This window comes from Pseudarthrobacter sp. As-47 (assembly GCF_058215595.1).
In genome coordinates this window covers 2,566,207-2,590,665 of sequence record NZ_CM177088.1, presented here as the reverse complement: position 1 = coordinate 2,590,665, position 24,459 = coordinate 2,566,207, and the positions used below count along the sequence as shown (strand labels likewise).

Here is a 24,459-nt window from a genome sequence, read left to right as displayed (position 1 = left end):
TGGGCGCCGCCCGTCGCCGTGCGGCGCCGTGCGGCGCCGTGCGGCGCGGAGGACGCGATGGGGTAAAACTAAGACTATGGAACCTGTGGACACCGACGTTACCGGCCCTGAAAATCACGACGGCGGGCCTCGCGGCGGCGAAGACGCGTCCGGCAAAGACTCGTCCGGCAAGAACGCGGCGGCCGGGCAGGCGCAGGTCCCCACGTTGGGCGAGATGCTCCTCGCCGTCGAGGAACTGTGGCCCGAGTCCCTGGCGGAGAACTGGGACGAGGTGGGGCTGGTGGCGGGACACCCCTCGGCTCCTGTCACGAGGGTCATGTTCGCAGTGGACCCCACCCTGGAAGTCATCGAAGAAGCAGTGGAGTGGGGTGCCGAACTCCTGATCACCCACCATCCGCTGCTGCTGAAGGGTGTCACCTCGGTTGCTGCCACCACGCCCAAAGGCCGGGCCGTCCACCGGTTGATCGAGTCCGGCACAGCCCTGCTGACCGTCCACACCAACGGCGATTCCGCCGTCGGGGGCGTTTCCGATGTCCTGGCCGACGCCCTGGGCCTGCAGGACGCGGCCCCGCTCACCGTGGCAGCAAACGGACTGCCGGAAGAGGGCATCGGGCGGGTAGGGGACCTGCCGGAGGCCATGAGCCTGGGAGACTTCGCTGCCCGGGTGTTTGGCATCCTGCCCTCCGTGGCCGGGGGAGTGCGGGTGTCCGGCGACAAGGACGGCCTGGTGCGGCGCATTGCCGTCTGCGGCGGCGCGGGTGACTCGCTCTTCAACGAGGTCCGGGCCAGCAACGCCGACGTCTACGTCACGGCGGACCTCCGCCACCATCCGGCGTCGGAAGCAAGGGAAGCTGCGCACAACGGCCGGCCCTACCTGATCGACGTTTCCCACTTCGCCAGTGAGTGGCTGTGGCTCCCGGCCGCGGCCGCAGCCCTGGGCAATGTCCTCGCCGACCAGGGCCATGACGTCGAAATCCAGGTCAGCACCACCAACAGTGATCCCTGGGACTTCATCCTCACTCCTGGTTAGGCCCGGAGACGGCGGGGACACAGCAGGGCAGGGGAGCTGGGCAGGCGCTAGAGTCTAGGAAGCGCCGTCCAGGCGCCCGGCTCCGGCCGGAAGGGATCAAGCGGAGGTAACAGTGGCGAAGGCAGCACCGGCGGAACAGTTGAAGTTGCTTGGACTGCAGGGGCTGGATGCCAAGCTGAAGTCGCTTGCAAACCGCCGCCGCTCGCTGGAAACCGATCCGCGCATCAAGGACCTCGAAGCCGCCCTTTCCGTCGCCAACGGTGAGCTGGGCGCCGCAAAAGTGGCCGTCCACGACGCCGAAGCCGAACTCAAGCGCGCCGAGGCGGACGTGGAGCAGGTTGCCTCCCGTATCCAGCGGGACGAGGCACGGCTGAACAGCGGCACCGGCCTGTCCAAGGACCTGGTGGCCCTCCAGAAGGACATCGCATCGCTCAATAAGCGGCGCTCGGACCTGGAGGACATTGAACTTGAGGTGATGGAGCGCCTTGATTCCCTGCGGACGACCCAGGCCCGGCAGCAGGGGATTGTGGACGACATCCAGGGATCGTTCGGCACCATCCGCGCCGAGCTGGACGCGGAACTGGCCGCCGTGGAAGCGGAAGCGGGCGGCCTCCGCGCACAGCGCTCCGAATTCGCTGCGGGCCTGGATGCCGGCCTGCTGGCCGTCTACGAAAAGACGCTGGCCAGGCGCGGAGTGGGCGCCGCCAGGCTGTTCCATGGCACTTCCGAGGCGTCCGGCATGAAGCTGAGCCCCGGCGACCTCGCCGAGATCAAGGCCGCAGCTGCCGACGACATCGTCTTCTGCCCGGACTCCGGCGCCATCCTGGTCCGCTCGGAGGAGTGGGCCTGACCCTCAGCCCGGAAGGATGATGTTCAGGGCGTGCGGTTTCCGTGCTGAACCTTCAACCAGTTCCGCGGCCCACACTTCGCGCGTTGCCTTCAGGAGTTCCGACGGCGTTGCCGGGACCTTTCCGCGCCGCACCAGCAGGTGCCGGGCCAGTTCGCCACGGGTGTGCTTGGCGAAGTGGCTCACCACCTTGCGGACCCCGTTCACCTCGGTCAAGACGTTGACGGACACGGTCTGGGCAGCGGGCGGCGCCCACGCCGCCGCATAGGTGCTTGAGCGGCAGTCCACCAGCAACTGCCCCTCCACCGCTCCGGCGAGGGCCCCGGTGAGCTGCGGCTTCCAGAACGAGGCGAGGCGGCCGACGTCGGGCAGTGCTGTCCCCATGGACAGGCGGTAGGCGGGCACGCTGTCACCAAAACGGATCACGCCCCAGAGTGCGGAAACCACCAGCACGGACGCGTCCGCCTTGCGGCGCTGCGCAGCCGTGAGGGTCTTGTAGCCCAGGGCGTCATAAAGCACCCCCGAATAGATCCGGTGGGCGGGCGCCGCCGGTTCGGCATGAAGCCGCGTGTTGCGGTCGACGTCGTCCTTGAGCGATGCGCCCACACCCAGCAGCGCGAGGGCGTCCTCGTGCGCGCTCACCGTTCCCAGCGCATCCAGCACTTTGGCGCGGCAGGCGTTCAACTCCGGGAAGCTCAGGGAAGGCCAGTCGACGGCGGATCCGCGGACGGCGGGTGTCTTGCCTTCGGAAGGGGGAAGCAGAATCAGCACCGTCCGATCCTACCGGCGGCGGGAAAAGGCAAGGCCACCGGTAGACTGGGGGTTGGATGGGTTGACCAGGCGGCCGCGCGTCACGCAAGTGGCTCGAGGAACGTCCGGGCTCCGCAGGGCAGGGTGGTGGGTAACGCCCACTCGGGGTAACCCGCAGGCCAGTGCCACAGAGAACAGACCGCCTGGGTCGCGCCGGTTTGAAAGCGGCACGAACCAGGTAAGGGTGAAACGGTGGTGTAAGAGACCACCAGCTTCCCGGGTGACCGGGAAGGCTAGGTAAACCCCACCCGGAGCAAGGCCAGACAGGACACGTTTGAGGGCTGCCCGCCCGAGTGTCCGGGTAGGCCGCTGGAGGGCGCCGGCAACGGCGTTCGTAGATGGATGGCCGCTACTCCCGTGCCGGTAACGGAACGGAAGCACAGAACCCGGCGTATCGGTCAACCCATCCATCCACACTGGTTTGACCTTGGACGATGTGTTGGGGATGCTGAACCGTGCCTGCAAATTATGACCCGCAAGACAGCCCCGGCGCTGCTGCTAGGCAGCAAGTCCCCGGACGCAGCCAACAGGCTGTTGCCTTGGCCGGCTTCTTTTCGCTCTCCCTGGCCGCGTGGGCCGCGGCGTCGGTCCCCATCATCCTGCATTCCAGCGGCTGGTTCGCGGAGTCGGCCAAGGCCCCCTGGATGCCGCCCGGCTGGATGTTCAGGAGCATGTGGATGCTGCTGTACGCCGCGGTTGCGGTGGCCGCCTGGCTGGTCTGGCGCAAGGGAGCCCTTACCGGAGGCACCCTGGCCGGCTACCTCAGCCATTTGGTGCTCAACGCCGCATGGCCGCTGGCCTTTTTCGGCCTCTTTCCCGTGTTTGGCCGTGCGTCCCTTTGGGCGGCTTTCGTGGTGATTGCGGCCCTGGGAGTTTCTGTTACCTTCCTTATCCTGCGCTTCGGTCCGGTCAGCGCCGCAGCGGGCCTGCTGATGCTTCCCTACCTGTCCTGGGTGGTTTTTTCCTCCAGCCTCAATCTGTATTCGGCCATCCACAACTGATCTCCTGCCGCAACGGCTTCCCCTGTGAGTGATTTCACTCAATCAGGGCCGATTTACGGAGGCCAGCCAATTTAGAATGGATCCGGACGCAGGAGTTCTTCCGCCGGAGTTGCGTTCGCAGCCGGCGGTTTTTCTTTGCGTGTGATCCAGGCGCCCGGGGGCCGACCCCCGCGGGCACAGGGTCCCCTGCACGACATGTGGTGGCCAACAACCGTGTACGAGGACGTACACGGCTGAACCGAGGAAGGTATTTCTGTGAGCCAGACGTCAGATTCTTGTCTTGATACGTGGATGGGCCGCGAGGCCCTCGCTGAGGCCATGATTCCGGTGATCGGCCGGCTGTACCGCGAAAACAACGTGGTCACCAGCATCCACGGCCGGAGTTTGATCAACAAGTCCACCATGAACATCCTCAAAGCGCACCGCTTTGCGCGCCGCATGAGCAAGGACGAACTGCTGCTGGAGGAGACCGCCCCGCTCCTGAACACCCTGGCCAACCTGGAGCTCGGCGCGGCAGCGATCGACATCGCAAGGCTGAACCAGAAGTTCAAGGAAGAGGGCAACGGCGTCACCCTTGAAGAATTCCTCCGGGCTGAACTGGCCGACGTCGTAGGCAAACGCGGCGGCGATGACCGCACCAGCACCGATGTGGTGCTTTACGGCTTCGGCCGGATCGGCCGGCTCCTGGCCCGCCTCCTAATCGAAAAGGCCGGCGGCGGACACGGCCTCCGGCTTCGCGCCATCGTCGTGCGCAAGGGCTCGGACAACGACCTCTCCAAGCGCGCCAGCCTGCTGCGCCGCGACTCCGTGCATGGTTCCTTCGAAGGCACCATCCGGATTGACGAGGAAGCCAACACCATCACGGCCAACGGCGTCCAGGTGCAGGTCATCTACTCGGACAACCCGGCCACCATCGACTACACCGCTTACGGCATCAGCAACGCCCTGGTGGTGGACAACACGGGACGGTGGCGTGACGCGGAAGGGCTCTCCCAGCACCTGCAGAGCAAGGGCGTCGCACGGGTGCTCCTGACTGCCCCCGGCAAGGGCGACCTGAAGAACATCGTGCATGGCATCAACCAGGGCACCATCGAGGACACGGACAAGATTGTGTCCGCAGCGTCCTGCACCACCAACGCCATCACGCCGGTGCTCAAGGCCATCAACGACAAGTTCGGCGTGGTCCACGGGCACGTGGAGACCGTCCACTCCTTCACCAATGACCAGAACCTGATCGACAACTTCCACAAGGGCGACCGCCGCGGCCGGTCGGCGGCACTGAACATGGTGATCACGGAGACCGGCGCCGCCAAGGCCGTGGCCAAGGCGCTCCCCGAACTGCTTGGCAAACTGACCGGCAGCTCCATCCGCGTTCCCACCCCGGACGTGTCCCTGGCCATCCTGAACCTGAGCCTGGAGAACGGGACCACCAAGGACGAGGTTAACAACTACCTGCGGGAGATGTCCCTGCACTCTGACCTGCGCAAGCAGATCGACTACATCGACTCACCCGAAGTGGTGTCCACCGACTTCGTCGGTTCCCGCCGCGCGGGCATCGTTGACGGCCTTGCCACGATCTCCAACGAGAAGAACCTCGTGCTCTACGTCTGGTACGACAACGAGTTCGGATACAGCTGCCAGGTGGTCCGCGTCATGGAGGAGATGGCCGGCGTGAACCCGCCGTCATTCCCGGCAAAGGAATCTGCAGCAGCCCTCGCAGCGATCGCCGTTTAGGCTTCCGCCCAGGGTCTCCCGATTTCCCGGCTGATGGTGCTGGAATCAGCCGGGAAACGGGACCACACTGGTGGAATGGAAAATGATTCGACGCTCCAGCACGAAACAACCCTTGAGCACGCCCTCGACGTGGCCAAAGCCAATCACAAGGAGGCTGTCCGGCTGCTTGAGGGCGCCCGCGCCGCACACAAAACGGGCGACGTCGGAGAGGACCGGGTACGCCAGCTCGAAGGGCTGCTGGCTATCGCCGAGGAAGACCTCCGAAGGGTGATGCGGGAGCAATAACCCCGCCGGTGAGGCCTTCCACTCTCCCTCCACACTGTGGATATCATCGGGGGTGGCCGGACAGGTGTCCTAGGCTCGTCTGGTGCAGGAGACTACCGGAAGTCCAGGAACCACATGACCGTGAGCTGGTCATCCTACCGACGGGCGCGCCGGCGTTCACGCCAGGCGTGGGGAATCCTGGGGGCAGCTGCAATGGCGGCTCTGGCGGCCTTGTCCTGGTTCTTCACCGCAGGACAGTTTGCCGCAGCGGAGCCTGCGGTCTCCGGGCCCACTGAAGCTCCCGTTTTTGATCCCGCATGGATGAAGCCTGTTGAGGCTGTGCACCCGGTGCCCACAGGTTCTGCCCTCGCCGCACTGGACGGACTGGCCGTCAAGGGACGCGCCGCGGCGTCAGACTACAGCCGGGACGCCTTTGGCCAGGCCTGGCAGGACGTGGACCGGAACGGCTGCGATACCCGCAACGACATCCTGCGCCGCGACCTCACCGCCGTAATGCTGACGGAAGGCTCCGGATGCCGGGTGGCAGCCGGTTCGTTCCATGAGCCCTACACCGGGCAGTTCGTGGACTTCCGCCGCGGCTCCGACAGCAGCCGGGCGGTCCAGATAGACCATGTGGTTGCCCTGGGCGACGCCTGGCAAAAGGGCGCACAGTCGCTGACGGCGGGGGAGCGCCAGAACCTCGCCAACGATCCGCTGAATCTCATTGCCGCCGACGGTCCTGCGAACCAGGAGAAGGGCGCAGGGGACGCCGCCACCTGGCTTCCCGAAAACAAGTCGATCCGCTGCCACTACGTGGCGCGCCAGGTTTCGGTGAAGGCCGCCTACGGCCTGTGGGTCACCGAAGCGGAGAGGGACGCCATGAAGCGCGTCCTGGGTTCCTGCCCCGGCCAGCAGACGGTTGCCGCCCGCTGAGCCGGAACCCGGCTGTTCCGCCTTCGACTTCGCCCGTTGCTGCCGCCCGGACGGGGCACTCAGGCAGCCGCCGCCGTCGGGCCTGGTTGTACTGGCCGGAGAGGCTTATTGAGTGACTCATACGCCCCGACCGTGCACCGGCCTGGCGTTTGCTGGGGGTTCTCCGACCTCGTGGATGGCGTGGCCGCCGCAAGCCGTCCTGGTGACGCTCGCCCGCCCGATGCCCGAGACGGCGAACCATCGCATGGCGTTGCGCAACCGGCACCACCCAACGAGGTACCACTGGCCGTTAGTGGAGGCGAACAGCACCGGCTCAACGTCGCGGGTGGTCGAGGTCCCGTCTCTCGATGTGTAACGAATGCGGATCACCCGCTGCTCGGCCATCGCCTCTTCCAGTGCCGACTTGATTGCGCGCGTAGAGGCGGGAAGCGCGTTGACCCAGACGCGGCGGGCCAGCTCGTCGGCCCGTGCCCGGGTTTTGGGATCGAGGACGTCCAGGAGCTTTTGGACGCCTGCTGCTGCCAGGTCGGCGTAGGGGGGCATCGGGTGCAGCGGCCACGGCTGCCATGAGCGCCACGGCCTGCGCAGGGGACAGGCTGACAGGCGGCAGGGACCCGCCTGTCGCCAATCCGTAGCCACCGCCCGGGCCAGGGCGGGACCATACAGGCGCGCCGCTGTTCTCTAACGCATTGAGGTCCCTCTTGATTGTGCGCACGGATACCTCAAACTCTCCCGCCAACCGTTCGGCGGAAACCCCCCTCGTGCCGCTGCGCCGCAACATCTCGGATAGGGCATGGAGCCGTTCAACCCGCTTCACAGTTCAAGCTCCGGCAAATTCATGACATAAATAGTGACATACCCTTGTCCGAAGTGCCTGCGAGGGTACTGACATGACAACTACTGCAGGCAGCCCGCTCATCATTCTCGTCGCCGGCCACTGGTTGGGCGCTTGGGCGTGGGACGAAGTGCTTGAACACCTGGCAACCGACCACTCCCGTGTCATCGCGATGACACTGCCCGGCCTCGACGTGGACGATCCGGGGCGTGCGGCGAAGACTCTCGACGATCAAGCCGCAGCGGTTGTGGACGTCATCACTCACCACGGCGCCTCCGGGGATCAGCCCGCAATCCTCGTCGCTCACAGCGGGGCGAACGCGCCCGTCAGCCTCGTCCTCGACCGGCACCCTGAGCTTGTCCATCGGGTGGTGTGGGTGGACTCCGGCCCTGTGGTGGCGGGAAGCGCCTTCGGTCCGGACATCCCGGAGGAGTTGGCGGAGCTTCCGCTGCCGGCCCTCGACGTCCTCGCACAGCAGGCGAGCCTCGAGGGCCTGAGCGCAGAGGTCCTGGAGCGTTTTCGGGCCCGGGCCGTCCCCGAGCCCGGCCCCGTGCTTCGTCAGCCCGTCGAGCTCACGAACGATGCCCGCCGCAAGGTCCCGACCACCCCCGTGTGCTGCTCGATCCCGAGCGCGCAGGTGCTGGAGCTGGCCCGCGCCGGCCATGCCATGTTTGCCGAAGTCGCCAACATCGAGCACCTCGATGTTATTGACCTCCCGACGGGGCATTGGCCTATGTGGAGCCGTCCCCGCGACCTCGCCAGAGCCATTCAGTCAGCAGCTTCCCGAAGCAAATAAACTGCATATTGCCTCCAGGTTCCGCGGTCCACGGCCCGGAGATGGGTCGAGCGATACCGGGCAGGCCAGCCGATGCCAACGTGCCCGGTCATGACATCTAGTGGCCGAAAGGGTCCGGATCCACGCCGGGCATCCACGTCAGTCCGGGAACGCCCCAGCCGTTCTTCTTGGCCAGCTTCATGGCTTTGCGCGCGTAGCGGTCCATCAGCCGGTTGACGTACAGCTTGCCGTCCAGGTGGTCGTATTCGTGCTGGATCACGCGGGCAAACCAGCCCGTTGCCTCGAATTTGACCGGCTTCCCGAACCCGTCGAACCCCTCAACGCGCGCCCATTCGGCCCGCTTGAGCGGGTACTGTCCGCTGGGAAAGGACAGGCACCCTTCCTCTTCCTCGTCAGGATCCGGAACAGCGCCGGAAATCTTTGACAGGGTCAGGACGGGGTTGACCACCACTCCGGTGGGGGGAGCGCCGTCGTCATTGGCGTACTTGTACACGAAGATTCTTTTGCCGACCCCTACCTGGGGCGCCGCCAGGCCCACGCCGTTGGCGGCGTCATTCGTCTCGAACATGTCCGCTATGAGGGTGCGCAGTTCGTCGTCGAATACTTCCACCTCGGAAGCCCGGCGGTGCAGTACGGGTTCTCCCCAGATGGTGATTGGCAGAACGGTCATCTTCAGGTGGTCCTTCGGCGGTGTTTCGTGCAAAAGATCGTGTGCACAGCGGTGAAAAAGAAGGAGGCCGCACCGGATATCCGGTGCGGCCTCCTTGGAGGACGGCTGCACATACCGTCCCGTGAGGGTGAGCTACGGGGGTTGAACCCGCGACCTCCTGGACCACAACCAGGCGCTCTGCCAACTGAGCTAAGCCCACCATGTGCCTGCAGATTTACCGGCGGACCGGGCCTCTGGAAAGGCAACTCATATAGCTTACCTGCTCTTCAGGGGTGCTTTGTCCACTTTTGCCGTTTTCACGAAAAAATCCGCGAAAGGTGGTGCAGATTACGTTTCCGCCTGCCCGTCGCCGGCCGCCGTGATGCGCTTGGCGATCCGCTGCGCTGTGGCGCTGTCCGGTCCCGGGGAGGGTACGAACACAGCCTCGCGGTAGTAGCGGAGCTCATCAATGGAGTCCTTGATGTCCCCCAGGGCGCGGTGTCCGCCCTTCTTTGCCGGCGACTGGAAGTAGGCGCGTGCGAACCAGCGGCGCGAGAGCTCCTTGATGGTGCTGACGTCGATCACCCTGTAGTGCAGGTGCTCCACCACTGCGGGCATGTCGCGGGACAGGAACACCCGGTCGGTCCCCACGGAGTTGCCGCCCAGCGGTGCTTTGCGGGGGTCCGGGACCCACTTGGAGATGTATTCCATGACGGCGGCTTCGGCCTCGGCCATTGTCCTGCCGTGGGGGAGTTCCTTGAGGAGCCCGGACTTCGTGTGCATGTCCCGGACAAAGTCGTTCATCTGGGCCACTGCGGCATCATCGGGTTTGATGACCACATCGACGCCGTCGCCAAGGATGTTCAGTTCCGAATCGGTGACCAGGGCCGCCACCTCGATCAGGGCATCGTTCTTGATGTCCAGACCGGTCATTTCACAGTCGATCCAGACGATTCGTTCGTTAGATATAGGCACCGGACCAGCCTACCGTTTCACCTCCCGGCCACCGGCCGGTGCTAGGATTTCGGAGACGCGGCGGGTCGTGCCGCGCCCGTGGTGACGCGCCCCGGCCGGTTCCATCCCGCCAGGCGCAACCGCAAACGAGAAAGATTGGACGTTCCTGAGATGACGGCGCCTGTGCCTGCGACGAGGGAGACGGCGGCCGCCGCTACTGCCGCAGCGGGCGGTGCGGAAGTGGATAATCCCCGTTCCCCGCTGCTTGCCGGATTCGTGGGCTCCCTGTTCATGCTGATCGGATCACTGGGCGTGGGCTGGCTGGCTCCGGTTTCGGAACTCCGCCGGATGCCGTTGTTCATCTGGATGCGTGCTGAGGCTGCCGGCGTTGCGCTGTCCATCATCCTGCTGGCTGTCGGCGGCATGCTCCTGGTGCGCGCCTGGCTCAGGCTCGGGCAGAGGGTACGGGTGTGGGGCCTCGAGGCACGCAAAGCCACCCTGATGGCTGTCGTGGCATGGGGTCTGCCCATGATGTTCAGCGTGCCCCTCTTCAGCCGGGACGTCTACGCCTACATCGGCCAGGGCAGGCTCATGGTGGAGGGCTTCAACCCCTACGAGAACGGCATCTCGGCACTGTCCAACTACTTCCAGCTGGGCGCGGACAAGATGTGGACCGAAGCCCCCGTTCCGTACGGCCAGTTGTTCCTGTGGATTGAGCAGTTCGTCGTCTGGTCCACCAACGTCCAGCCCGAGGCCAGCGTGATGCTGTTCCGGCTGGTGGCGCTGGCGGGCGTGGTCCTGTGCGTGATCTACGTACCCAAGCTCGCGGAGCTGCACGGCGTCAACCCGCACCGGGCCCTGTGGCTCACGGCCGCGAACCCGCTGTTCCTGACGAACTTCATCGCCAGCGTCCACAATGACGCACTGATGATCGGGCTGGCACTGGCGGGCCTCTATTACTCCGCCACGCACAGGGTTGTCCGCGGTGTTGTCCTGGTGACCCTCTCCATCGCAGTAAAGCCCATCACCATTGTGTTCCTGCCGTTCATTGGGCTCCTGTGGGCGGGCAAGGACGCGGGCTGGCTCCGCAAGTTCGGGTTCTGGGGCCTGACGGCAGCGCTAAGCCTGGGCATCCTGGCCCTGATGAGCCTGGTCAACGGTTTCGGCTTCGGCTGGATCAACGGCCTCTCCGCCCCGGGGAGCATCTCCATCTGGTACGCGCCTGTGGGGCTGATCGGCATGGTGGTAGCCTCGCTGGCCAACTCGTTCGGGCTCGACGGTGCCACCCTGGCAGGTTTTGTGTCCGACGCCGGGAAGCTGCTTGCCGTGGGTGTCATCGCCTGGCAGATCTTCCGCGGGGACCATGACCGGCTGATCCGCCGCCTCACCCTTGCCTTTGCCGCCGTGGTCCTGCTGGCTCCCATGATCCAGTCCTGGTACGTCGTCTGGCTGATACCGCTCTTCGCCGTGACCGGCATCAGGAACGACTGGCAGGTCAAAGCGCTCTACTTTGTTGTCTCCTTCTTCATGATCTATGCCATTTCGGACCAGCTCGAAGTTTTCCCCTACCTGCAGACGGAGGACCTGGGATTTGCGCTCGCACTGGCCCGGGTGGCGGCGGCCGTGACCGGCCTGCTGTTTGGTCTGTACCTGATTTTCTGGGATCCGCGCACCCGCCGGCTGTTCCGCAAGACCCACGGGAACGTCGTCGAACGTCCCGTCATTTAGCCGGCGCCAGGTGGCGGACCGCCTCCCTTCGGCTCAAGGGACTCATGGCTGGTGCGTGTCCGGCCACAAACGCGGCCACCCACCCGGGGGCCGTTTTGGCGTACTCGCGCAGGGCCCAGCCAATGGCCTTCCGGATGAAGAACTCAGGGTCCGCCAGGTTTGCCTCCACTACACGCGCCAGCAGCACGGAATCAGTTCCGGCCTTTGCCTTGAGCTGCGACAGGATGGCGGCGCGCCGGATCCAGAAGTCCGGATCGGTGCTCCAGCGGAGCAGCACGCCCGTCATTTCCGCCCGGTTGGCCTGGAGAAGCCCGCAGAGCCGTCCCGCTGTGCCGTCCACAAAATCCCACCAGGCGCCACTGCGGATGAATTCCTCATAGACGGGCAGCATGGCCATGTCCCCGGCGACCAGGCGGTGGGCGGTCAGGTCGATTGCTGCATACCGTTCCTCCCGCGCAGTGGCACTGCGCCACAGCTCCAGGGCCGTGGCACCGAGCTGGTCCGGCGACTCGAAGGGGGCCCCGGCGGCCGCCGCTGACACGATTCGGCGCACCTCGGGCACGCGCACCCCGAGGCAGGGCATTGTGGACTTCATGTAGGCCCTCGCACCCGCTCCCCGCACAGGATCGGCCCGTTCCTGCAGTGCTGTGCGGATGGCCGCGAGCACCCGGACATTAACGGCGTCCCCGTGGTTCATGGTGCAACTTTAGCCAGCACGGGGGAGCGGCCGCAGCAGGTGCCGTGTTCCGGGTGGGGGATCCGCCCAGGTGCGCTAGGCTGGTTAGCGCTAACAAGATTGTCCCTGCCCGAAGGATTTCCATGCCATCGACGGAACACAGCATCGCGAGCGGCCCCTACACAGCGCTGGTCACAACCCGCGGGGGCGCGCTGCGGGAGCTGCGGCACCAGGGACGGGACCTCGTGGTGGGTTTTGGCCCGGAGGGACGTATCCCCGACTACCGCGGAGTCATGTGTGTTCCGTGGCCCAACCGGCTGGCGGACGGCAGGTACACCTACGCCGGCAAGGACTTCGAAGCCGCAATCAACGAGCCCGAGCGCGGCTCCGCACTGCACGGGCTCGCCACCGGGATGAACTGGGAGCTGCGGCAGGCAGCTGCGGACTCGGTGGTGCTGGCCTGCAGGGTCGGCGCCGGCCGGCACTACCCGTCCGACCTGGAGGTCTCCGTGACCTATTCGCTGGGTCCTGGCGGGCTTCGAAGCACCGTGAGCACAGTGAATGTTGGACAGGCCGCCGCCCCCTACGGAGTGTGCCCCCATCCGTATCTGGTGGCAGGGCAAGGGAAACTGGATGACTGGACCCTTGAACTGGCGGCACACGATTTCCTGGAAGTGACGCCCGACCGGCTCCTCCCGACAGGCATGAAGAGCGTCGAAGGGCACGCATTCGACTTCCGCAGCCCCCGACAACTGGGTTCCTTGAAGATCGACCATGCCTTCACCGGGATCTCCCGCGACGAACAAGGGCTGGCCCGCGTCCGGGTACAGGATCCGGCGGGAACGGGCGTGGAACTGGAATGGGGTGCCGAGTGGCCATGGGTGCAGATCCATACCGCCGACAAACCCGTGGGGCCGGACCGCCTGGGACTGGCCGTCGAGCCCATGACCTGCCCGCCGGATGCCTTCAACTCCGGCACTGACCTGGTCCACCTCAAACCCGGCGAGTCGCACGCGGCGTCCTGGATCATCCGGGCCTTCGGCTAGTCCTGGCTGCCCGCGGCGGCAGGTGGTGTGGTCCAGCCCGCACGGTCCAGCCAGGCGGCGCACAGCTGCGTCCACTGGTCCGGCCCGGGTTCCTCCACCGCGAGGCCAAGGCCATGGCGCCCGCGGGGAAAGACGTGCAGTTCAGCAGGAACGCCGGCGCGCATGAGTGCCCCCGCGTAGTCCAGGCTGTGGCTGGCCGGAACGGCCGCATCATCAGCCGTGTGCCAGACGAACGCCGGAGGGGTTGCGGCGGTCACGTTCCGTTCTGCGGAGAGTTCATCAAGAAGGTCCGACGACGGCGCGCTGCCCAGGAGGTTGTCCACCGACCCCTGGTGCACGGACTGCGTATAGGACACCACGGGGTAGCACAGCACGGTCAGGTCCGGGACAGCCTCCGGCAGGTCCAGGCGGGCGCTTCCGGTTGACGTGGACGTGGACAGCGTCGCGGCAAGGTGCCCGCCGGCGGAAAAGCCGAGGACGCCCACGCGGCCCGGATCCACTGCGAGGCCGTGGGATCCATTGCGGATATGCAGCATGGCCTCCTTGGCGTCCTCCAGGGGTGCCGGGTGCCGGTCAGGTGCCACGCGGTACCGCAGCACGAACGCGTGGATCCCCAGGGCGGCGAGCCACTCGGCCACAGGCTCGGCCTCGTGGTCCGCCTGGCGGGCATAGCCGCCGCCCGGCAGGACCAGGAAGGCCGGACTGGCCCCTCCCGCACCCCGGCTGCCGGCCGGGTGGTGCGCCGGGACGCTCGTCAGTGCGGACACCATTGCTAGCCCACCGCCTCGGTGCTGCGCCGGAGCGTCACTTCACCGCGGACGGTGGGCTGCTCTTCCTCGCCGTCCGCATCGCTTTCGCCGGAAACGCGGGCTGTAGCCCGGGTTGCAAGCCTTCCGATGTCCTCCAGCGGCAGCCGTACGGTGGACAGTTGCGGGCGGAAGTCACGCAGCGTCTCGATGTCGTCGAAGCCCGCAATGGTGGCGTCCCTGGGTATCCGCAGACCTTCGGCGCGCAGTGCCGCCGAGGCGCCGATGGCCATCACGTCATTGACGGCGAAGATGCACAGTTTGGGTACCGCGGCTTCCCCGCCCCCGGACGCGCCGGCCTTGATCCTGGCTGCCAGCTGGAGTCCGGCTTCATAGCCGCCCGCGCGGTTGAACGCCGTTCGCAGGATCTCGGCGGGTGCGCGGCCCGCCCGGGCCAGGCCTTCCTGGAAGCCGCGGATCCGGTCGTCCGATGTGAGGAGGCCTTCCGGGCCGCCGATGATGACGAAATCTCCGTCCCGGCCGGCGGCGAGTTCAACTGCCAGGGCCCCCGCGAGCTCCTGGTTGGGCACGGTCACCACGTGGTAGCCCTCAGCCGCAGTGGCGCCGACCACGGGGTGGCCCACCACGGCCACCCGGCCGCCGTTGCGGCAGTACCGGTCAAGCTCCGCCGCGAGTTCAGTGTTGCCGTCCTGGTCTTCGGTCCGGCACGAGCGGGATCCCGCAATGACAATCGAGTCGGCACGCCGGGCAGCGAAAGCCGCAACGGCTTCGCGCTCCTCGCCGGGCGCCCCGCCTGTGGTGGCCAGGAGCACCATCTTGCGCTGCTCCCGGGCGGCCGCCTGGACGCCCCTGGCTATGGCTGCGAAATAGGGGTCGGCGATGTCGTGCACGATCAGGCCGATGAGGCCCGAGCTTGATTTCGCGAGCCCCTGGGCCTGGGCATTGGGAATGTACCCCAGGGATTCGGCCGCCTGGCGCACCCGGTCCGCGATGTCCTTGCCGGGCTTTCGTGCCGAGCCGTTCAACACCCGGGACGCGGTGGCGGGGGAGACCCCGGCCAGCCGGGCCACCTCGGTAAGGGTACTTGCAGCCACAGGATCTCCTGGATAACGGGGGCCAATAAGGGGTCACCACATTATGGCAGTTTGAAGTTCTTCCGGAAAGCGCTTGCCAACTGTTACCCGCGCGGTGCATCATTGGGGGAGTGGGAATGCGCTTTCCCAGATCAGCATGAGTACAACTGCTCACTCACCGTGGAGGACACATGGGCTTCGAAACAAAAACCATCCGCATCGCCATGAACGGCATCACCGGACGGATGGGCTACCGCCAGCACCTGCTGCGGTCCATCCTTCCCATCCGCGATGCGGGCGGATTCACCCTGGAAGACGGCACCCGCGTCCAGGTCGAACCCATCCTCGTGGGCCGCAACGAAGCCAAGATCCGCGAACTCGCCGAAAAGCACAAGGTCGCTGAATGGACCACGGACCTGGAAGCGGTCATCAACGATCCCACCGTGGATGTCATCTTCGACGCGTCCATGACCAGCCTCCGCGCAGCCACCCTGAAGAAGGCAATGCTCGCCGGCAAGCACATCTTCACCGAGAAGCCCACAGCGGAAACCCTTGAAGAGGCCATCGAACTTGCCCGCATCGGCAAGGAAGCCGGCGTCACGGCCGGCGTCGTTCACGACAAGCTCTACCTGCCCGGCCTGGTCAAGCTCCGCCGCCTGGTGGACGAGGGCTTCTTCGGCCGCATCCTCTCCATCCGCGGCGAGTTCGGCTACTGGGTCTTCGAAGGCGACATCCAGGCGGCCCAGCGCCCGTCCTGGAACTACCGCAAGGAAGACGGCGGTGGAATGACCACGGACATGTTCTGCCACTGGAACTACGTCCTCGAGGGCATCATCGGCAAGGTCAAGAGCGTCAGCGCCAAGACCGCCACCCACATCCCGGCGCGCTGGGACGAAGCCGGCAAGGAATACAAGGCCACGGCGGATGATGCTTCCTACGGCATCTTCGAGCTCGAGACCCCGGGCGGCGACGAAGTCATCGGCCAGATCAACTCGTCCTGGGCAGTGCGTGTCTACCGCGATGAACTGGTGGAGTTCCAGGTTGACGGGACCCACGGCTCCGCCGTCGCAGGCCTGAACAAGTGCGTCGCCCAGCAGCGCGCCCACACCCCCAAGCCGGTCTGGAACCCGGACCTGCCCGTCACCGAGTCCTTCCGCGACCAGTGGCAGGAAGTCCCGGCCAATGCCGAGCTGGACAACGGGTTCAAGCTGCAGTGGGAAGAGTTCCTCCGCGACGTCGTGGCCGGCCGCGAGCACCGCTTCGGGCTGCTGTCCGCCGCCCGCGGCGTCCAGCTGGCCGAGCTCGGCCTGAAGTCCAACGATGAACGCCGCACCCTCGACATCCCGGAGATCACCCTCTAATGACCTCGCTCATCCTTCCCTCCCACGACGGCGGCACCCGCGAATACCGGCTGCAGGGCGGCACCTCCTGGGCCCGCCCCACCGCCCCGCTGACTGCCCGGCGGGCCTACGCTGCCGCGCACGTCATCCCCGAAGTCCTCGCTGACAACACCCCCGGCGCCCCGGCCCGGCTCGACTGGGAGGCGACCATGGCCTACCGCCATGAGCTGTGGTCCTACGGGCTCGGTGTGGCGGACGCCATGGATACTGCCCAGCGCGGCATGGGCCTCGACTGGGCGGCCACCCAGCAGCTCATCAAGCGGACAGGCGTCGAGGCCGCATCGGTGGTCGCAACCGGAAACGCCGCCACAGCGGGCAAGACCGTCCGGGACCTGGTTTCCTGCGGCGCCGGCACGGACCAGCTCGACATCGACTCCCTGCCGGCCGGCGAAGCGGGCATCAAGGCCGTGCTTGAGGCCTACCGCGAACAGATCGCCGTGATCACCGAAGCCGGCCCCAAGGTTATCCTGATGGCGTCGCGTGCCCTGGCCAAGGTTGCCAACGGCCCTGACGACTACCTGAAGGTCTACTCCACCCTGCTGCAGGAAGTGGACCAGCCGGTGATCCTGCACTGGCTGGGCACCATGTTCGATCCCGCCCTGGCCGGCTACTGGGGTTCGGACGATGTCGCAACCGCCACCGCGACGTTCGTTGGCCTCATCAGGGACCATGCGGACAAGGTGGACGGCGTCAAGGTCTCCCTGCTGGATGCCGGCCACGAGGTTGCCCTCCGCGCGGCCCTCCCCGAAGGCGTCCGCCTCTACACCGGCGACGACTTCAACTACCCGGAACTGATCGACGGCGACGGCACTCACCACTCGGACGCCCTGCTGGGCATCTTCGCGGCGATCTACCCGGCCGCCTCGGTCGCCCTCCAAAACTACGACGCCGGCAACGCCGCCAGGGCACGCGAGATCCTGGACTCCACGCGGGAACTGGGAAAGCACATCTTCAGTGCCCCCACGTTCTACTACAAGACCGGTATCGCTTTTATGTCCTGGCTCAACGGCAGGCAGCCCGGCTTCCAGATGGTGGGCGGCCTGCACTCCGGCCGGTCCGTGTGCCACCTCGCCCGGACCTTCGAACTGGCGGACCAGGCCGGCCTGCTGCGCGACCCCGCACTGGCCGCGTTCCGGATGTCCGACTACCTGCGGATCAACGGGGTGGGCGTATGACCAGCGATGCAGTGACGGCGGACTTCGTGCGCCTGTCCATCAACAGCGCCACCACCAAGAGGTGGACGCTCGCCCAGGTGGTTGACGGCTGCGTCAACGCCGGAATCCCCGCCATCGGTCCCTGGCGGGACCGCGTGGAGGAAGCCGGCCTGGACAAGGCGGCCCGCCTGATCAAGGACGCCGGCCTTCGCGTTTCCTCCCTGTGCCGGGGCGGGTTCCTCACCGCGCCGGACGCGGAGGGGCAGGCCGCGGCACTCGGGGACAACCGGGCAGCCATCCTGGAAGCCGTCGCGCTGGACACGCGTGAACTGTTCCTGGTGGTCGGCGGGCTGGCTCCGGGGGAGAAGGACGTGGTGGCTGCACGCCGGCGGGTCGCGGACCGCCTGGCCGACCTGGTTCCCTTCGCGGAGGAGAACGGGGTCCGCCTGGTCCTGGAGCCGCTGCACCCGATGTACGCCGCGGACCGCGCCCTGATCTCCACCCTGGGGCAGGCGCTGGATCTTGCGGCGCCGTTCGACGCCTCCACGGTAGGCATCGCCGTCGACACTTTCCACGTCTGGTGGGATCCGGAACTCAAGGCGCAGATCGAACGCGCCGGGCGGGAGAACCGCATCGCTTCCTACCAGGTGTGCGACTTCAACATGCCCATCGCCGCCGATCCGCTGCTGTCCCGCGGATACATGGGCGACGGCGTGGTGGACTTCGCCACGATTGGCACCTGGGTGCGCGACGCGGGGTACACCGGTGACATCGAAGTGGAAATTTTCAATCAGGACATCTGGGACACGGACGGCAACACTGTCCTGTCCACAGTGAAGGAGCGCTACGCGGAGCTTGTCCTCCCGTACGCCTGACCTGATCCAGACCGCGGGCTCCTGCTAACGTCACGGCAGGAGCCTGCGCCCCACCAAAAAGACCCGGACCGCGTATGCGGTCCGGGTCTTTTCCCTGCGGCGCGTCCTTAGACGTGCATCGAGGCGTACCGGCGGTAGCGGGCCAGTACGCCGCCGTCGTCCCTCCCCGCGGGGAGGTCGACGGCGTCAAGCGCCCACTGCGGGAAATGTCCGGTGAGTGCCCCGGCGGCCTGCCGGGCGGCGCCGTCGGCCACGTACTCGCCGGGGCACGGCACGGTGATGTTGATTCCCAGCAGCTGTGCCGCCGCCTGCTGAACGGCCGTGGACTGGGCGCCGCCGCCCACCAGGATGATCCGCCGGGCCTCCACGCCCTGGTCCTGGAGGGCTGCCAGCCCGTCCGCCAGGGAACAGACAACACCTTCGACGGCGGCACGCGCCAGGTTGGCAGGCGTATAGTTCCCGCGGGTAATGCCGTGCAGCGAGCCGGTGGCATCCGGCAGGTTGGGGGTGCGCTCGCCGTCGAAATAGGGCACCAGGGTCAGGCCGCCGGCGCCGCTTTCGGCTGACAGCGCCAGCTCGTTGAACTCCCCGATGCCCACGCCCAGCAGTGCGGCCGTGGCATCAAAAACGCGGGTGGCGTTCAGCGTGCACACGAGCGGCAGGTAGTGCCCTGCGGCGTCGGCGAACCCGGCCACCAGCCCGGACGGATCGGCGGCCGGCGTGCCGGACACGGCAAAGACCGTGCCGGACGTACCCAGCGACATCACCACATCGCCCACGCCGGCGCCCACACCCAGTGCCGCTGCCGCATTATCCCCGGCACCCGCGGCCACGAGGACGCCTGAGGAAGCCTTGCCCGCCACGTCCAGGGGACCCAGGACGTCGGGAAGGTGCGGAACATGCCCCAGCGACGTTTTCAGGACCTCCGGCAGGTACGCGCCCGCCGCCGTAGAGTAGTAGCCCGTCCCGGAGGCGTCCGACCGGTCCGTGGCCAGCGCCTCAAGGTTCCCGGGGCCGCTGCCGGGGCCGTGGCCCAGCAGCCGCCAGGTCAGCCAGTCGTGGGGCAGGCAGACGGCCGCTGTCTTCGCCGCGTTGTCCGGCTCATTCACGGCCAGCCAATGCAGCTTGGTCAGCGTCAGTGACGCTACCGGGACGGTGCCCGTGGCACCGGCCCAGTAGCGGGCGCCGGCGGCAGCGTCGCCGCCGCCCGCGGTACTGATCAGTTCCAGCGCCGCGCCGGCGCTCCGCGTGTCATTCCACAGGAGCGCAGGCCTGACCACACCGCCGTCGCTGTCCAGGCAGACCATGCCGTGCTGCTGGCCTCCAATGGAGACTGCCGCCACGTCCTCAAAGCCACCGGCCGCGTCCACTCCCTCCTGGAGGGCCGTCCACCAATGGTCGGGGTGGACCTCGGTGCCCTCGGGGTGGCTGGCACGGCCCTGGCGGACAAGTGCTCCGGTGTCCGCGTCACGGATCACCACTTTGCAGGACTGGGTGGAGCTGTCGATGCCTGCTACGAGTGCCATATCCCTAGCGTGCGTTGAGGAGGTGTTCGATGGCGAGCTGGTTGAGGCGGACGAACGCAAAGGAGCGTTCGGCGGCTTTGTCGGCGTTGAAGTCCTCAAAGGCGGTGGTGTCGGCGAGCAGGTCGGCGGTGGTTTCGCCGGCGGCGAGGGTGGGTTCGCCGAGCTCGAAGACGCCGGAGGTGGCGAGGGCTTCCTGGACCTGGGGGTCGGCGCGGAAGGCCAGGGCGCGTTCCTTGAGCAGGAGGTACATGGACATGTTGGATTTCGCGGATTCCCAGACGCCGTCGTAGCCGTCGGTGCGGGAAGGCTTGTAGTCGAAGTGGCGGGGGCCGTCGTAGCGGGGTCCGCCGCCCGGGAAGCCGTTCTCGAGCAGGTCCACGGTGAAGAAGGCGCTGGTGAGGTCGCCGTGGCCGAACACGAGGTCCTGGTCGTACTTGATTCCGCGCTGGCCGTTGAGGTCGATGTGGAAGAGCTTGCCGGCCCACAGTGCCTGGGCGATGCCGTGGGTGAAATTCAGTCCGGCCATCTGCTCGTGCCCGGTTTCGGGGTTCAGGCCCACGATGTCGCCGTGTTCGAGCTCGGCGATGAACGCCAGGCCGTGCCCGACGGTGGGCAGGAAGATGTCCCCGCGGGGTTCGTTGGGCTTGGGTTCGAGGGCGATGCGCAGGTTGTAGCCCTTGTCCTTGATGTAGGCGGCGGCGGTGTCCACGCCTTCCTTCATCCGGTCCAGGGCTGCGGAGAGGTCCTTGGAGCCGTCGTATTCGCTGCCTTCACGCCCGCCCCACATCACGAAGGTCTCGGCGCCGAACTCGGCGGCGGAGTCGATGTTGCGCAGCACCTTGGACAGGGCGAAGCGGCGGATGGAGCGGTCGTTGGAGGTGAAGCCGCCGTCCTTGAACACCGGGTGGCTGAACAGGTTGGTGGTCACCATCGGGACCTTCAGGCCCGTCTCGGCCAGGGCTGCCTTGAAGTTCTTCAGGATCAGTTCCCGCTCCGAGACCGTGGCATCGAAGGGCACCAGGTCATTGTCATGGAAGGTGATGCCATAAGCGCCCAGTTCAGCCAGCCGGTGCACTGCCTCCACAGGATCCAGGTCCGCGCGGGTGGCCACTCCGAACGGATCGGCACCGGTCCAGCCAACGGTCCAGAGGCCAAAGGTGAACTTGTCAGCGGGAGTCGGGGAGAGAGTCATGATGCGTCCTTGCAGTCAGTTTGCCGCCGGTTGGGCAAGTTAGTTTATCGCTTGAACTATATAAGCGTGACTACGCTAGGGTCAATAGGGGCCGAAGGAACGGCCCCGGATCGAATCCAAGGAGAGCGGCCATGGCGAGTACCGCACCTGCTATTGCACCGTCCGATGCCGGGACGCCGGGCAACATGGCGGACGTGCGGCGGAACAACCTCGCCCTGGTCCTGGGCAGGGTGGTGCAGTCGCCCGCCGGATTCCACCTGACACGGGCCCAGCTTGCCGCGGCCACGGGACTGACAAAAGCATCCGTGTCGAGCATCGTCCTGGATCTGCTGCACGCCGGCATCCTCCGCGAAGTCGGCCTGAGCAGGCACGGGGAGCGGGGCAGGCCGGGGGTGGGGCTGGAGCTGAATCCGTCACGGGGCGTCATGGGTATGGAAATCAACGTCGATTACATTGCCGCGGGCGTGACGAGACTCTCCGGGAAGCTCGTGGCAAAAGAAGTCCTGGAAAGGGACAACCGTGACAGCGCCAGCGATGCCGTGATGTCCGCCCTCGCCGGGCTGGCCTCGGGGGTGCGGCAAGCCGCGTCTGCCCTGGGGATCGACGTCTTGGGTGGAGGACTTGCCGTTCCCGGCCTTGTTGAGGCCGGCAGTTCGACTGTCACCGTTGCCCCCAACCTGGGCTGGGTGGACACGAAGCTGGATGTGGCCCGGCTGCTTCCCGGCGTGCCGCTGGGGGTCTCCCTCTTCAACGAGGCCAATGCCGCCGCACTCGCAGAGCTTGCCCAGAGCCCCGGCAGGCGGGATTTCCTGTTCATCTCGGGCGAAGTGGGGGTCGGCGGAGGGCTGGTCCTGAATTCGGAGCTTTTCACTGGCCCTGAAGGCAACGCGGGGGAGGTGGGCCACATCGTGGTGGACCCCGGGGGCGCACCCTGTTCCTGCGGCGGGACGGGCTGCCTTGAGACGGTCGCGGGCCAGGACGCGATTTTTTCTGCTGCCGGAATCACCGTCAAGGGCCGAACCAGGACCGAAAGCATGGCGGATCTGCTGGGCGCCCTGGCCGCCGGCAGTCCCGCCGCGCTTTCGGCCGTCCAGCGGGCGGGGAGGGCCCTGGGGGTCGCCGTGGCATCGGCGTCCCGGGTGGTCAATGTCCGCGCCGTGGTGCTCGGAGGGCACTTCGCCGTCCTTGACCGGTGGCTGCACGGCCCGCTCCTGGAAAGCCTGGCGAAGTACGCGCCCGGTGCGCTTTCCCCGGAACACGTCATCACATCCTCGGTGGGGGATGCCGGGGCCCTGCTGGGGGCGGCGGGCAGCGTGGTCCGGGCGCTGGTGGAGGCACCGCACCGGTTGCAGGCCTGACGAGCACCCCGCTGACCGTTCGCTGAGCTCCGCCTTGCCGCTATGTTCCGGGGAGCAGGAGTAATGGGGCAGTGATGAAAACGAGAAACACCCCGGTCTGTGAACCGGGGTGTTTCCGGTTGGTGCCCCAGGAGGGAATCGAACCCCCGACCGGCGGATTAGAAGGCCGCTGCTCTATCCCCTGAGCTACTGAGGCATGGCCTTCCGGAGCTGATCTCCGGCGCCTCAAAAAGTTTACATTGCCCGGAGCGCCGGCAAGTCACCAGCGGCCCGCCCACCCACTTTTCCTCCACAGGCAGGTACAGAGCCGGGTTGTCCACATAGGCAGGCCACTCCATCGATCACGGCCGGCGGCGCGGGCGATGCTGGTCCTGCCTTCTAGGGCATCACTCATAAAGACAGGACGTAAAGATGAGCGACACCATAACGGTCCGGGGCTTTGTTGCCACCGAGGTCAAGAGCTCCACAACACCAGGGGGAGTGGCCACGGCTTCTTTCCGTATCGGATCCACCTCCCGCCGCTACGACAGGGAATCAGGCACATGGACGGATGGCCACACGAACTGGTTCCTGGTCCAGGGCTACCGCCACCTCGCGGGAAACATCGGCTGCAGCATCAGGAAGGGACAGCCCGTCATTGTGTTCGGTACGTTGAAAATCCGCAGCTGGGAGAGGGACGGCCGAGTTTACTACTCGCACACCATTGATGCCGACGCCGTGGGTCACGACCTCACGTGGGGCACGGCCAACTTCATCCGCTCCTCCGCCAAACCGATCCTCTCACTCGTGGAGCAGGATCCTCCCCCCTCCGAGGGCGAACACCGGGCAGCAGACGGAACGTTCGATGAACCTGAAGATGGTGACGAAGACCTGGACGGCGGCGGGGATCCGGCGGCTGCCTTCATCGAGGACACCAACGGCGACATCGTTGGTTTGAACCTGGAAACGGGGGAGCTCGCCGAATCCGGAGTGTAGGAGGGCTGTTGCTGTTGCTTCCATGGCTGCCTTTGCGGGCAGGACCACGGCACCCCCCGGCCGTGTCCTGCCCGTCGAGGTTGTTCCCGTCCAGGTTGCGAAGGAGGTTCACCACCTCGTGGCAGAATGACTGCATGCGGCTTACCCTCGACCACCGGAAGATTGTCTCGGCGGGGGACCCGCAGGTTGCCCGCACCGCCTCGGCGAAATCTGCCCGGTTGTCACACCAGCGCCCCACCCGCCGCCTGCTGGCTGCGCTATCGGCCGCCGCCCTGGCGGGATCCTTGGCAGGCTGCGTGGGCGGGACACCGTCTGTCAACGAATCCGGTTCAGCAGCGCCTGGCGTTATGGAGCCAGGAATTGCAGAGCCGGGACTTGCACCGTCACAGGCTGCCGGCCCGGCGGCCGCAGATCAGACAGGCGCCGGCACTCCCGGGACGCAGGACGCCGGACCCCTGGCGGATACCTCCGGGGCTGCCTCAAACGGCGCCCCCGAAGCCGCCGCCACGGAAACTGTCCGCCAGACGGTCACTGACGCGCTGGGCAGGCTGGCGGCAGGAACGCCCAAACCCGCCACTGCCCAGGTAAGCGACGCGCTCACGGGGGCGGGCATTGCACCCGGAGTGCTTGAAGTGTCGCAGAGCCGGACACCCACAGGCCTGGAAGCAGATGCCATTGAGGCCGCAGTGCTCCAAGGGCGTGACTGCGTGATCGGCCAGGTCCGCGACGGTGCGGTAGCAGTGACCGTCCTGCCAGTCCTGGCCAGCGGCAAGTGCTTTGTAGGCACCTGAGCCTGTCGCCCGGAATGTGAGATATGCCTGCCAACCCACTAGATT

Annotated in this window: 23 protein-coding genes, 2 tRNA genes, 1 other RNA gene and 1 pseudogene; 16 read left to right on the top strand and 11 right to left on the bottom strand. The window is 66.6% G+C overall.

Going from position 1 to position 24,459, the window contains the following annotated elements:
* The first annotated feature begins 85 nt into the window (after nucleotides 1-85).
* Together AC4BCK_RS11985 and AC4BCK_RS11980 are read left to right on the top strand one after the other, a co-directional pair.
* Complete coding sequence (locus AC4BCK_RS11985; RefSeq protein WP_490566912.1) at nucleotides 86-1,030, top strand: Nif3-like dinuclear metal center hexameric protein; 945 nt, start codon at nucleotides 86-88, stop codon at nucleotides 1,028-1,030.
* 112 nt (nucleotides 1,031-1,142) lie between these two features.
* Nucleotides 1,143-1,880, top strand: coding sequence for a zinc ribbon domain-containing protein (locus tag AC4BCK_RS11980; protein ID WP_251423505.1), 738 nt, complete (start codon nucleotides 1,143-1,145; stop codon nucleotides 1,878-1,880).
* Nucleotides 1,881-1,883: 3 nt separating this feature from the next.
* On the opposite strand, the gene AC4BCK_RS11975 is transcribed toward AC4BCK_RS11980, so the two are convergent.
* Nucleotides 1,884-2,648, bottom strand: a complete 765-nt coding sequence (locus AC4BCK_RS11975) for a YaaA family protein (RefSeq protein WP_251423502.1) — start codon at nucleotides 2,646-2,648, stop codon at nucleotides 1,884-1,886.
* A 57-nt stretch (nucleotides 2,649-2,705) separates the two neighbouring features.
* Between AC4BCK_RS11975 and rnpB the strand changes: the two genes are divergently transcribed.
* From rnpB to AC4BCK_RS11950, 5 genes are all read left to right on the top strand, one after another.
* Nucleotides 2,706-3,097: RNase P RNA component class A (gene rnpB / locus AC4BCK_RS11970), an RNA gene on the top strand.
* Nucleotides 3,098-3,226: 129 nt separating this feature from the next.
* On the top strand, nucleotides 3,227-3,688 hold the full coding sequence (locus AC4BCK_RS11965) for a TspO/MBR family protein (RefSeq protein WP_490565980.1): 462 nt from the start codon (nucleotides 3,227-3,229) through the stop codon (nucleotides 3,686-3,688).
* 291 nt (nucleotides 3,689-3,979) lie between these two features.
* Complete coding sequence (locus AC4BCK_RS11960) at nucleotides 3,980-5,422, top strand: glyceraldehyde-3-phosphate dehydrogenase (RefSeq protein WP_490566911.1); 1,443 nt, start codon at nucleotides 3,980-3,982, stop codon at nucleotides 5,420-5,422.
* A gap of 75 nt (nucleotides 5,423-5,497) precedes the next feature.
* Nucleotides 5,498-5,707 (top strand): hypothetical protein, encoded by a 210-nt coding sequence (locus AC4BCK_RS11955; protein ID WP_174181838.1) that lies wholly within the window; start codon nucleotides 5,498-5,500, stop codon nucleotides 5,705-5,707.
* A gap of 114 nt (nucleotides 5,708-5,821) precedes the next feature.
* Nucleotides 5,822-6,619, top strand: a complete 798-nt coding sequence (locus AC4BCK_RS11950; protein WP_490565979.1) for an HNH endonuclease family protein — start codon at nucleotides 5,822-5,824, stop codon at nucleotides 6,617-6,619.
* A 117-nt stretch (nucleotides 6,620-6,736) separates the two neighbouring features.
* Here the strand turns inward: AC4BCK_RS11950 and AC4BCK_RS11945 are convergent.
* Nucleotides 6,737-7,400 (bottom strand): annotated as a pseudogene (locus tag AC4BCK_RS11945) (helix-turn-helix transcriptional regulator).
* Between the two features lie 109 nt (nucleotides 7,401-7,509).
* Here AC4BCK_RS11945 and AC4BCK_RS11940 point away from each other — a divergent pair.
* Nucleotides 7,510-8,250 carry an alpha/beta fold hydrolase gene (locus tag AC4BCK_RS11940; RefSeq protein ID WP_490565978.1) on the top strand — a complete coding sequence of 247 codons (741 nt, stop codon included), beginning with the start codon at nucleotides 7,510-7,512 and terminating at the stop codon, nucleotides 8,248-8,250.
* A 97-nt stretch (nucleotides 8,251-8,347) separates the two neighbouring features.
* On the opposite strand, the gene def is transcribed toward AC4BCK_RS11940, so the two are convergent.
* From def to orn, 3 genes are all read right to left on the bottom strand, one after another.
* Complete coding sequence (gene def, locus AC4BCK_RS11935; RefSeq protein ID WP_174181846.1) at nucleotides 8,348-8,920, bottom strand: peptide deformylase; 573 nt, start codon at nucleotides 8,918-8,920, stop codon at nucleotides 8,348-8,350.
* A gap of 126 nt (nucleotides 8,921-9,046) precedes the next feature.
* Nucleotides 9,047-9,119 (bottom strand) — tRNA-His (locus AC4BCK_RS11930).
* 128 nt (nucleotides 9,120-9,247) lie between these two features.
* Nucleotides 9,248-9,832, bottom strand: a complete 585-nt coding sequence (gene orn / locus AC4BCK_RS11925) for an oligoribonuclease (protein WP_217432788.1) — start codon at nucleotides 9,830-9,832, stop codon at nucleotides 9,248-9,250.
* A 192-nt stretch (nucleotides 9,833-10,024) separates the two neighbouring features.
* Between orn and mptB the strand changes: the two genes are divergently transcribed.
* Complete coding sequence (gene mptB, locus AC4BCK_RS11920; RefSeq protein ID WP_377088376.1) at nucleotides 10,025-11,581, top strand: polyprenol phosphomannose-dependent alpha 1,6 mannosyltransferase MptB; 1,557 nt, start codon at nucleotides 10,025-10,027, stop codon at nucleotides 11,579-11,581.
* Here the strand turns inward: mptB and AC4BCK_RS11915 are convergent.
* Nucleotides 11,574-12,278: a DNA alkylation repair protein gene (locus tag AC4BCK_RS11915; RefSeq protein ID WP_174181852.1), complete on the bottom strand. Its 705-nt coding sequence runs from the start codon at nucleotides 12,276-12,278 to the stop codon at nucleotides 11,574-11,576. The genes mptB and AC4BCK_RS11915 overlap by 8 nt on opposite strands.
* A 122-nt stretch (nucleotides 12,279-12,400) precedes the next feature.
* Here AC4BCK_RS11915 and AC4BCK_RS11910 point away from each other — a divergent pair, with 122 nt between their 5' ends.
* On the top strand, nucleotides 12,401-13,303 hold the full coding sequence (locus tag AC4BCK_RS11910) for an aldose 1-epimerase family protein (protein ID WP_174181854.1): 903 nt from the start codon (nucleotides 12,401-12,403) through the stop codon (nucleotides 13,301-13,303).
* Here AC4BCK_RS11910 and AC4BCK_RS11905 read toward each other — a convergent pair.
* Both AC4BCK_RS11905 and AC4BCK_RS11900 read right to left on the bottom strand, forming a co-directional pair.
* Nucleotides 13,300-14,073 (bottom strand): alpha/beta hydrolase, encoded by a 774-nt coding sequence (locus AC4BCK_RS11905; RefSeq protein ID WP_377088373.1) that lies wholly within the window; start codon nucleotides 14,071-14,073, stop codon nucleotides 13,300-13,302. The two genes, AC4BCK_RS11910 and AC4BCK_RS11905, sit on opposite strands and share 4 nt — an antisense overlap.
* A gap of 2 nt (nucleotides 14,074-14,075) precedes the next feature.
* A complete protein-coding gene (locus tag AC4BCK_RS11900; RefSeq protein ID WP_377088371.1) occupies nucleotides 14,076-15,164 on the bottom strand; it encodes a LacI family DNA-binding transcriptional regulator in 1,089 nt (362 codons plus the stop codon).
* 170 nt (nucleotides 15,165-15,334) lie between these two features.
* Between AC4BCK_RS11900 and AC4BCK_RS11895 the strand changes: the two genes are divergently transcribed.
* Genes AC4BCK_RS11895 through AC4BCK_RS11885 form a run of 3 tightly spaced genes read left to right on the top strand, consistent with a single transcriptional unit; the run spans nucleotide 15,335 to nucleotide 18,572 of the window.
* Nucleotides 15,335-16,504 carry a Gfo/Idh/MocA family protein gene (locus AC4BCK_RS11895; RefSeq protein ID WP_251423485.1) on the top strand — a complete coding sequence of 390 codons (1,170 nt, stop codon included), beginning with the start codon at nucleotides 15,335-15,337 and terminating at the stop codon, nucleotides 16,502-16,504.
* Nucleotides 16,504-17,718: a dihydrodipicolinate synthase family protein gene (locus tag AC4BCK_RS11890; protein ID WP_363936359.1), complete on the top strand. Its 1,215-nt coding sequence runs from the start codon at nucleotides 16,504-16,506 to the stop codon at nucleotides 17,716-17,718. The genes AC4BCK_RS11895 and AC4BCK_RS11890 overlap by 1 nt, the downstream gene beginning before the upstream one ends.
* Complete coding sequence (locus tag AC4BCK_RS11885) at nucleotides 17,715-18,572, top strand: sugar phosphate isomerase/epimerase family protein (RefSeq protein WP_363936358.1); 858 nt, start codon at nucleotides 17,715-17,717, stop codon at nucleotides 18,570-18,572. The genes AC4BCK_RS11890 and AC4BCK_RS11885 overlap by 4 nt, the downstream gene beginning before the upstream one ends.
* 107 nt (nucleotides 18,573-18,679) lie before the next feature.
* Here the strand turns inward: AC4BCK_RS11885 and AC4BCK_RS11880 are convergent, their stop codons facing one another.
* On the bottom strand, nucleotides 18,680-20,098 hold the full coding sequence (locus tag AC4BCK_RS11880; RefSeq protein ID WP_490565977.1) for an FGGY family carbohydrate kinase: 1,419 nt from the start codon (nucleotides 20,096-20,098) through the stop codon (nucleotides 18,680-18,682).
* Nucleotides 20,099-20,102: 4 nt separating this feature from the next.
* Nucleotides 20,103-21,290 carry a xylose isomerase gene (gene xylA, locus AC4BCK_RS11875; protein ID WP_174181868.1) on the bottom strand — a complete coding sequence of 396 codons (1,188 nt, stop codon included), beginning with the start codon at nucleotides 21,288-21,290 and terminating at the stop codon, nucleotides 20,103-20,105.
* Between the two features lie 131 nt (nucleotides 21,291-21,421).
* Here xylA and AC4BCK_RS11870 point away from each other — a divergent pair, with 131 nt between their 5' ends.
* Nucleotides 21,422-22,648, top strand: coding sequence for an ROK family protein (locus AC4BCK_RS11870; RefSeq protein ID WP_363936353.1), 1,227 nt, complete (start codon nucleotides 21,422-21,424; stop codon nucleotides 22,646-22,648).
* Nucleotides 22,649-22,768: 120 nt separating this feature from the next.
* On the opposite strand, the gene AC4BCK_RS11865 is transcribed toward AC4BCK_RS11870, so the two are convergent.
* Nucleotides 22,769-22,844 (bottom strand) — tRNA-Arg (locus AC4BCK_RS11865).
* Between the two features lie 215 nt (nucleotides 22,845-23,059).
* On the opposite strand from AC4BCK_RS11865, the gene AC4BCK_RS11860 reads away from it, so the two are divergent.
* Together AC4BCK_RS11860 and AC4BCK_RS11855 are read left to right on the top strand one after the other, a co-directional pair.
* Nucleotides 23,060-23,623, top strand: a complete 564-nt coding sequence (locus AC4BCK_RS11860) for a single-stranded DNA-binding protein (protein ID WP_174179903.1) — start codon at nucleotides 23,060-23,062, stop codon at nucleotides 23,621-23,623.
* A gap of 134 nt (nucleotides 23,624-23,757) precedes the next feature.
* Entirely contained in the window at nucleotides 23,758-24,414 is a 657-nt protein-coding gene (locus AC4BCK_RS11855) for a DUF6993 domain-containing protein (RefSeq protein ID WP_366278484.1), read from the top strand.
* Nucleotides 24,415-24,459 lie beyond the last annotated feature (45 nt).

Bases quoted from the DNA above. Each gene is read 5' to 3' on its own strand.
- orn (WP_217432788.1), bottom strand. From the start codon at position 9,832: ATGACCGGTCTGGACATCAAGAACGATGCCCTGATCGAGGTGGCGGCC.
- xylA (WP_174181868.1), bottom strand. From the start codon at position 21,290: ATGACTCTCTCCCCGACTCCCGCTGACAAGTTCACCTTTGGCCTCTGG.
- AC4BCK_RS11855 (WP_366278484.1), top strand. From the start codon at position 23,758: ATGCGGCTTACCCTCGACCACCGGAAGATTGTCTCGGCGGGGGACCCG.
- AC4BCK_RS11870 (WP_363936353.1), top strand. From the start codon at position 21,422: ATGGCGAGTACCGCACCTGCTATTGCACCGTCCGATGCCGGGACGCCG.
- AC4BCK_RS11890 (WP_363936359.1), top strand. From the start codon at position 16,504: ATGACCTCGCTCATCCTTCCCTCCCACGACGGCGGCACCCGCGAATAC.
- def (WP_174181846.1), bottom strand. From the start codon at position 8,920: ATGACCGTTCTGCCAATCACCATCTGGGGAGAACCCGTACTGCACCGC.
- AC4BCK_RS11880 (WP_490565977.1), bottom strand. From the start codon at position 20,098: ATGGCACTCGTAGCAGGCATCGACAGCTCCACCCAGTCCTGCAAAGTG.
- AC4BCK_RS11940 (WP_490565978.1), top strand. From the start codon at position 7,510: ATGACAACTACTGCAGGCAGCCCGCTCATCATTCTCGTCGCCGGCCAC.
- mptB (WP_377088376.1), top strand. From the start codon at position 10,025: ATGACGGCGCCTGTGCCTGCGACGAGGGAGACGGCGGCCGCCGCTACT.
- AC4BCK_RS11955 (WP_174181838.1), top strand. From the start codon at position 5,498: ATGGAAAATGATTCGACGCTCCAGCACGAAACAACCCTTGAGCACGCC.
- AC4BCK_RS11885 (WP_363936358.1), top strand. From the start codon at position 17,715: ATGACCAGCGATGCAGTGACGGCGGACTTCGTGCGCCTGTCCATCAAC.
- AC4BCK_RS11905 (WP_377088373.1), bottom strand. From the start codon at position 14,073: ATGGTGTCCGCACTGACGAGCGTCCCGGCGCACCACCCGGCCGGCAGC.
- AC4BCK_RS11950 (WP_490565979.1), top strand. From the start codon at position 5,822: ATGACCGTGAGCTGGTCATCCTACCGACGGGCGCGCCGGCGTTCACGC.
- AC4BCK_RS11860 (WP_174179903.1), top strand. From the start codon at position 23,060: ATGAGCGACACCATAACGGTCCGGGGCTTTGTTGCCACCGAGGTCAAG.
- AC4BCK_RS11910 (WP_174181854.1), top strand. From the start codon at position 12,401: ATGCCATCGACGGAACACAGCATCGCGAGCGGCCCCTACACAGCGCTG.
- AC4BCK_RS11895 (WP_251423485.1), top strand. From the start codon at position 15,335: ATGGGCTTCGAAACAAAAACCATCCGCATCGCCATGAACGGCATCACC.
- AC4BCK_RS11915 (WP_174181852.1), bottom strand. From the start codon at position 12,278: ATGAACCACGGGGACGCCGTTAATGTCCGGGTGCTCGCGGCCATCCGC.
- AC4BCK_RS11960 (WP_490566911.1), top strand. From the start codon at position 3,980: ATGGGCCGCGAGGCCCTCGCTGAGGCCATGATTCCGGTGATCGGCCGG.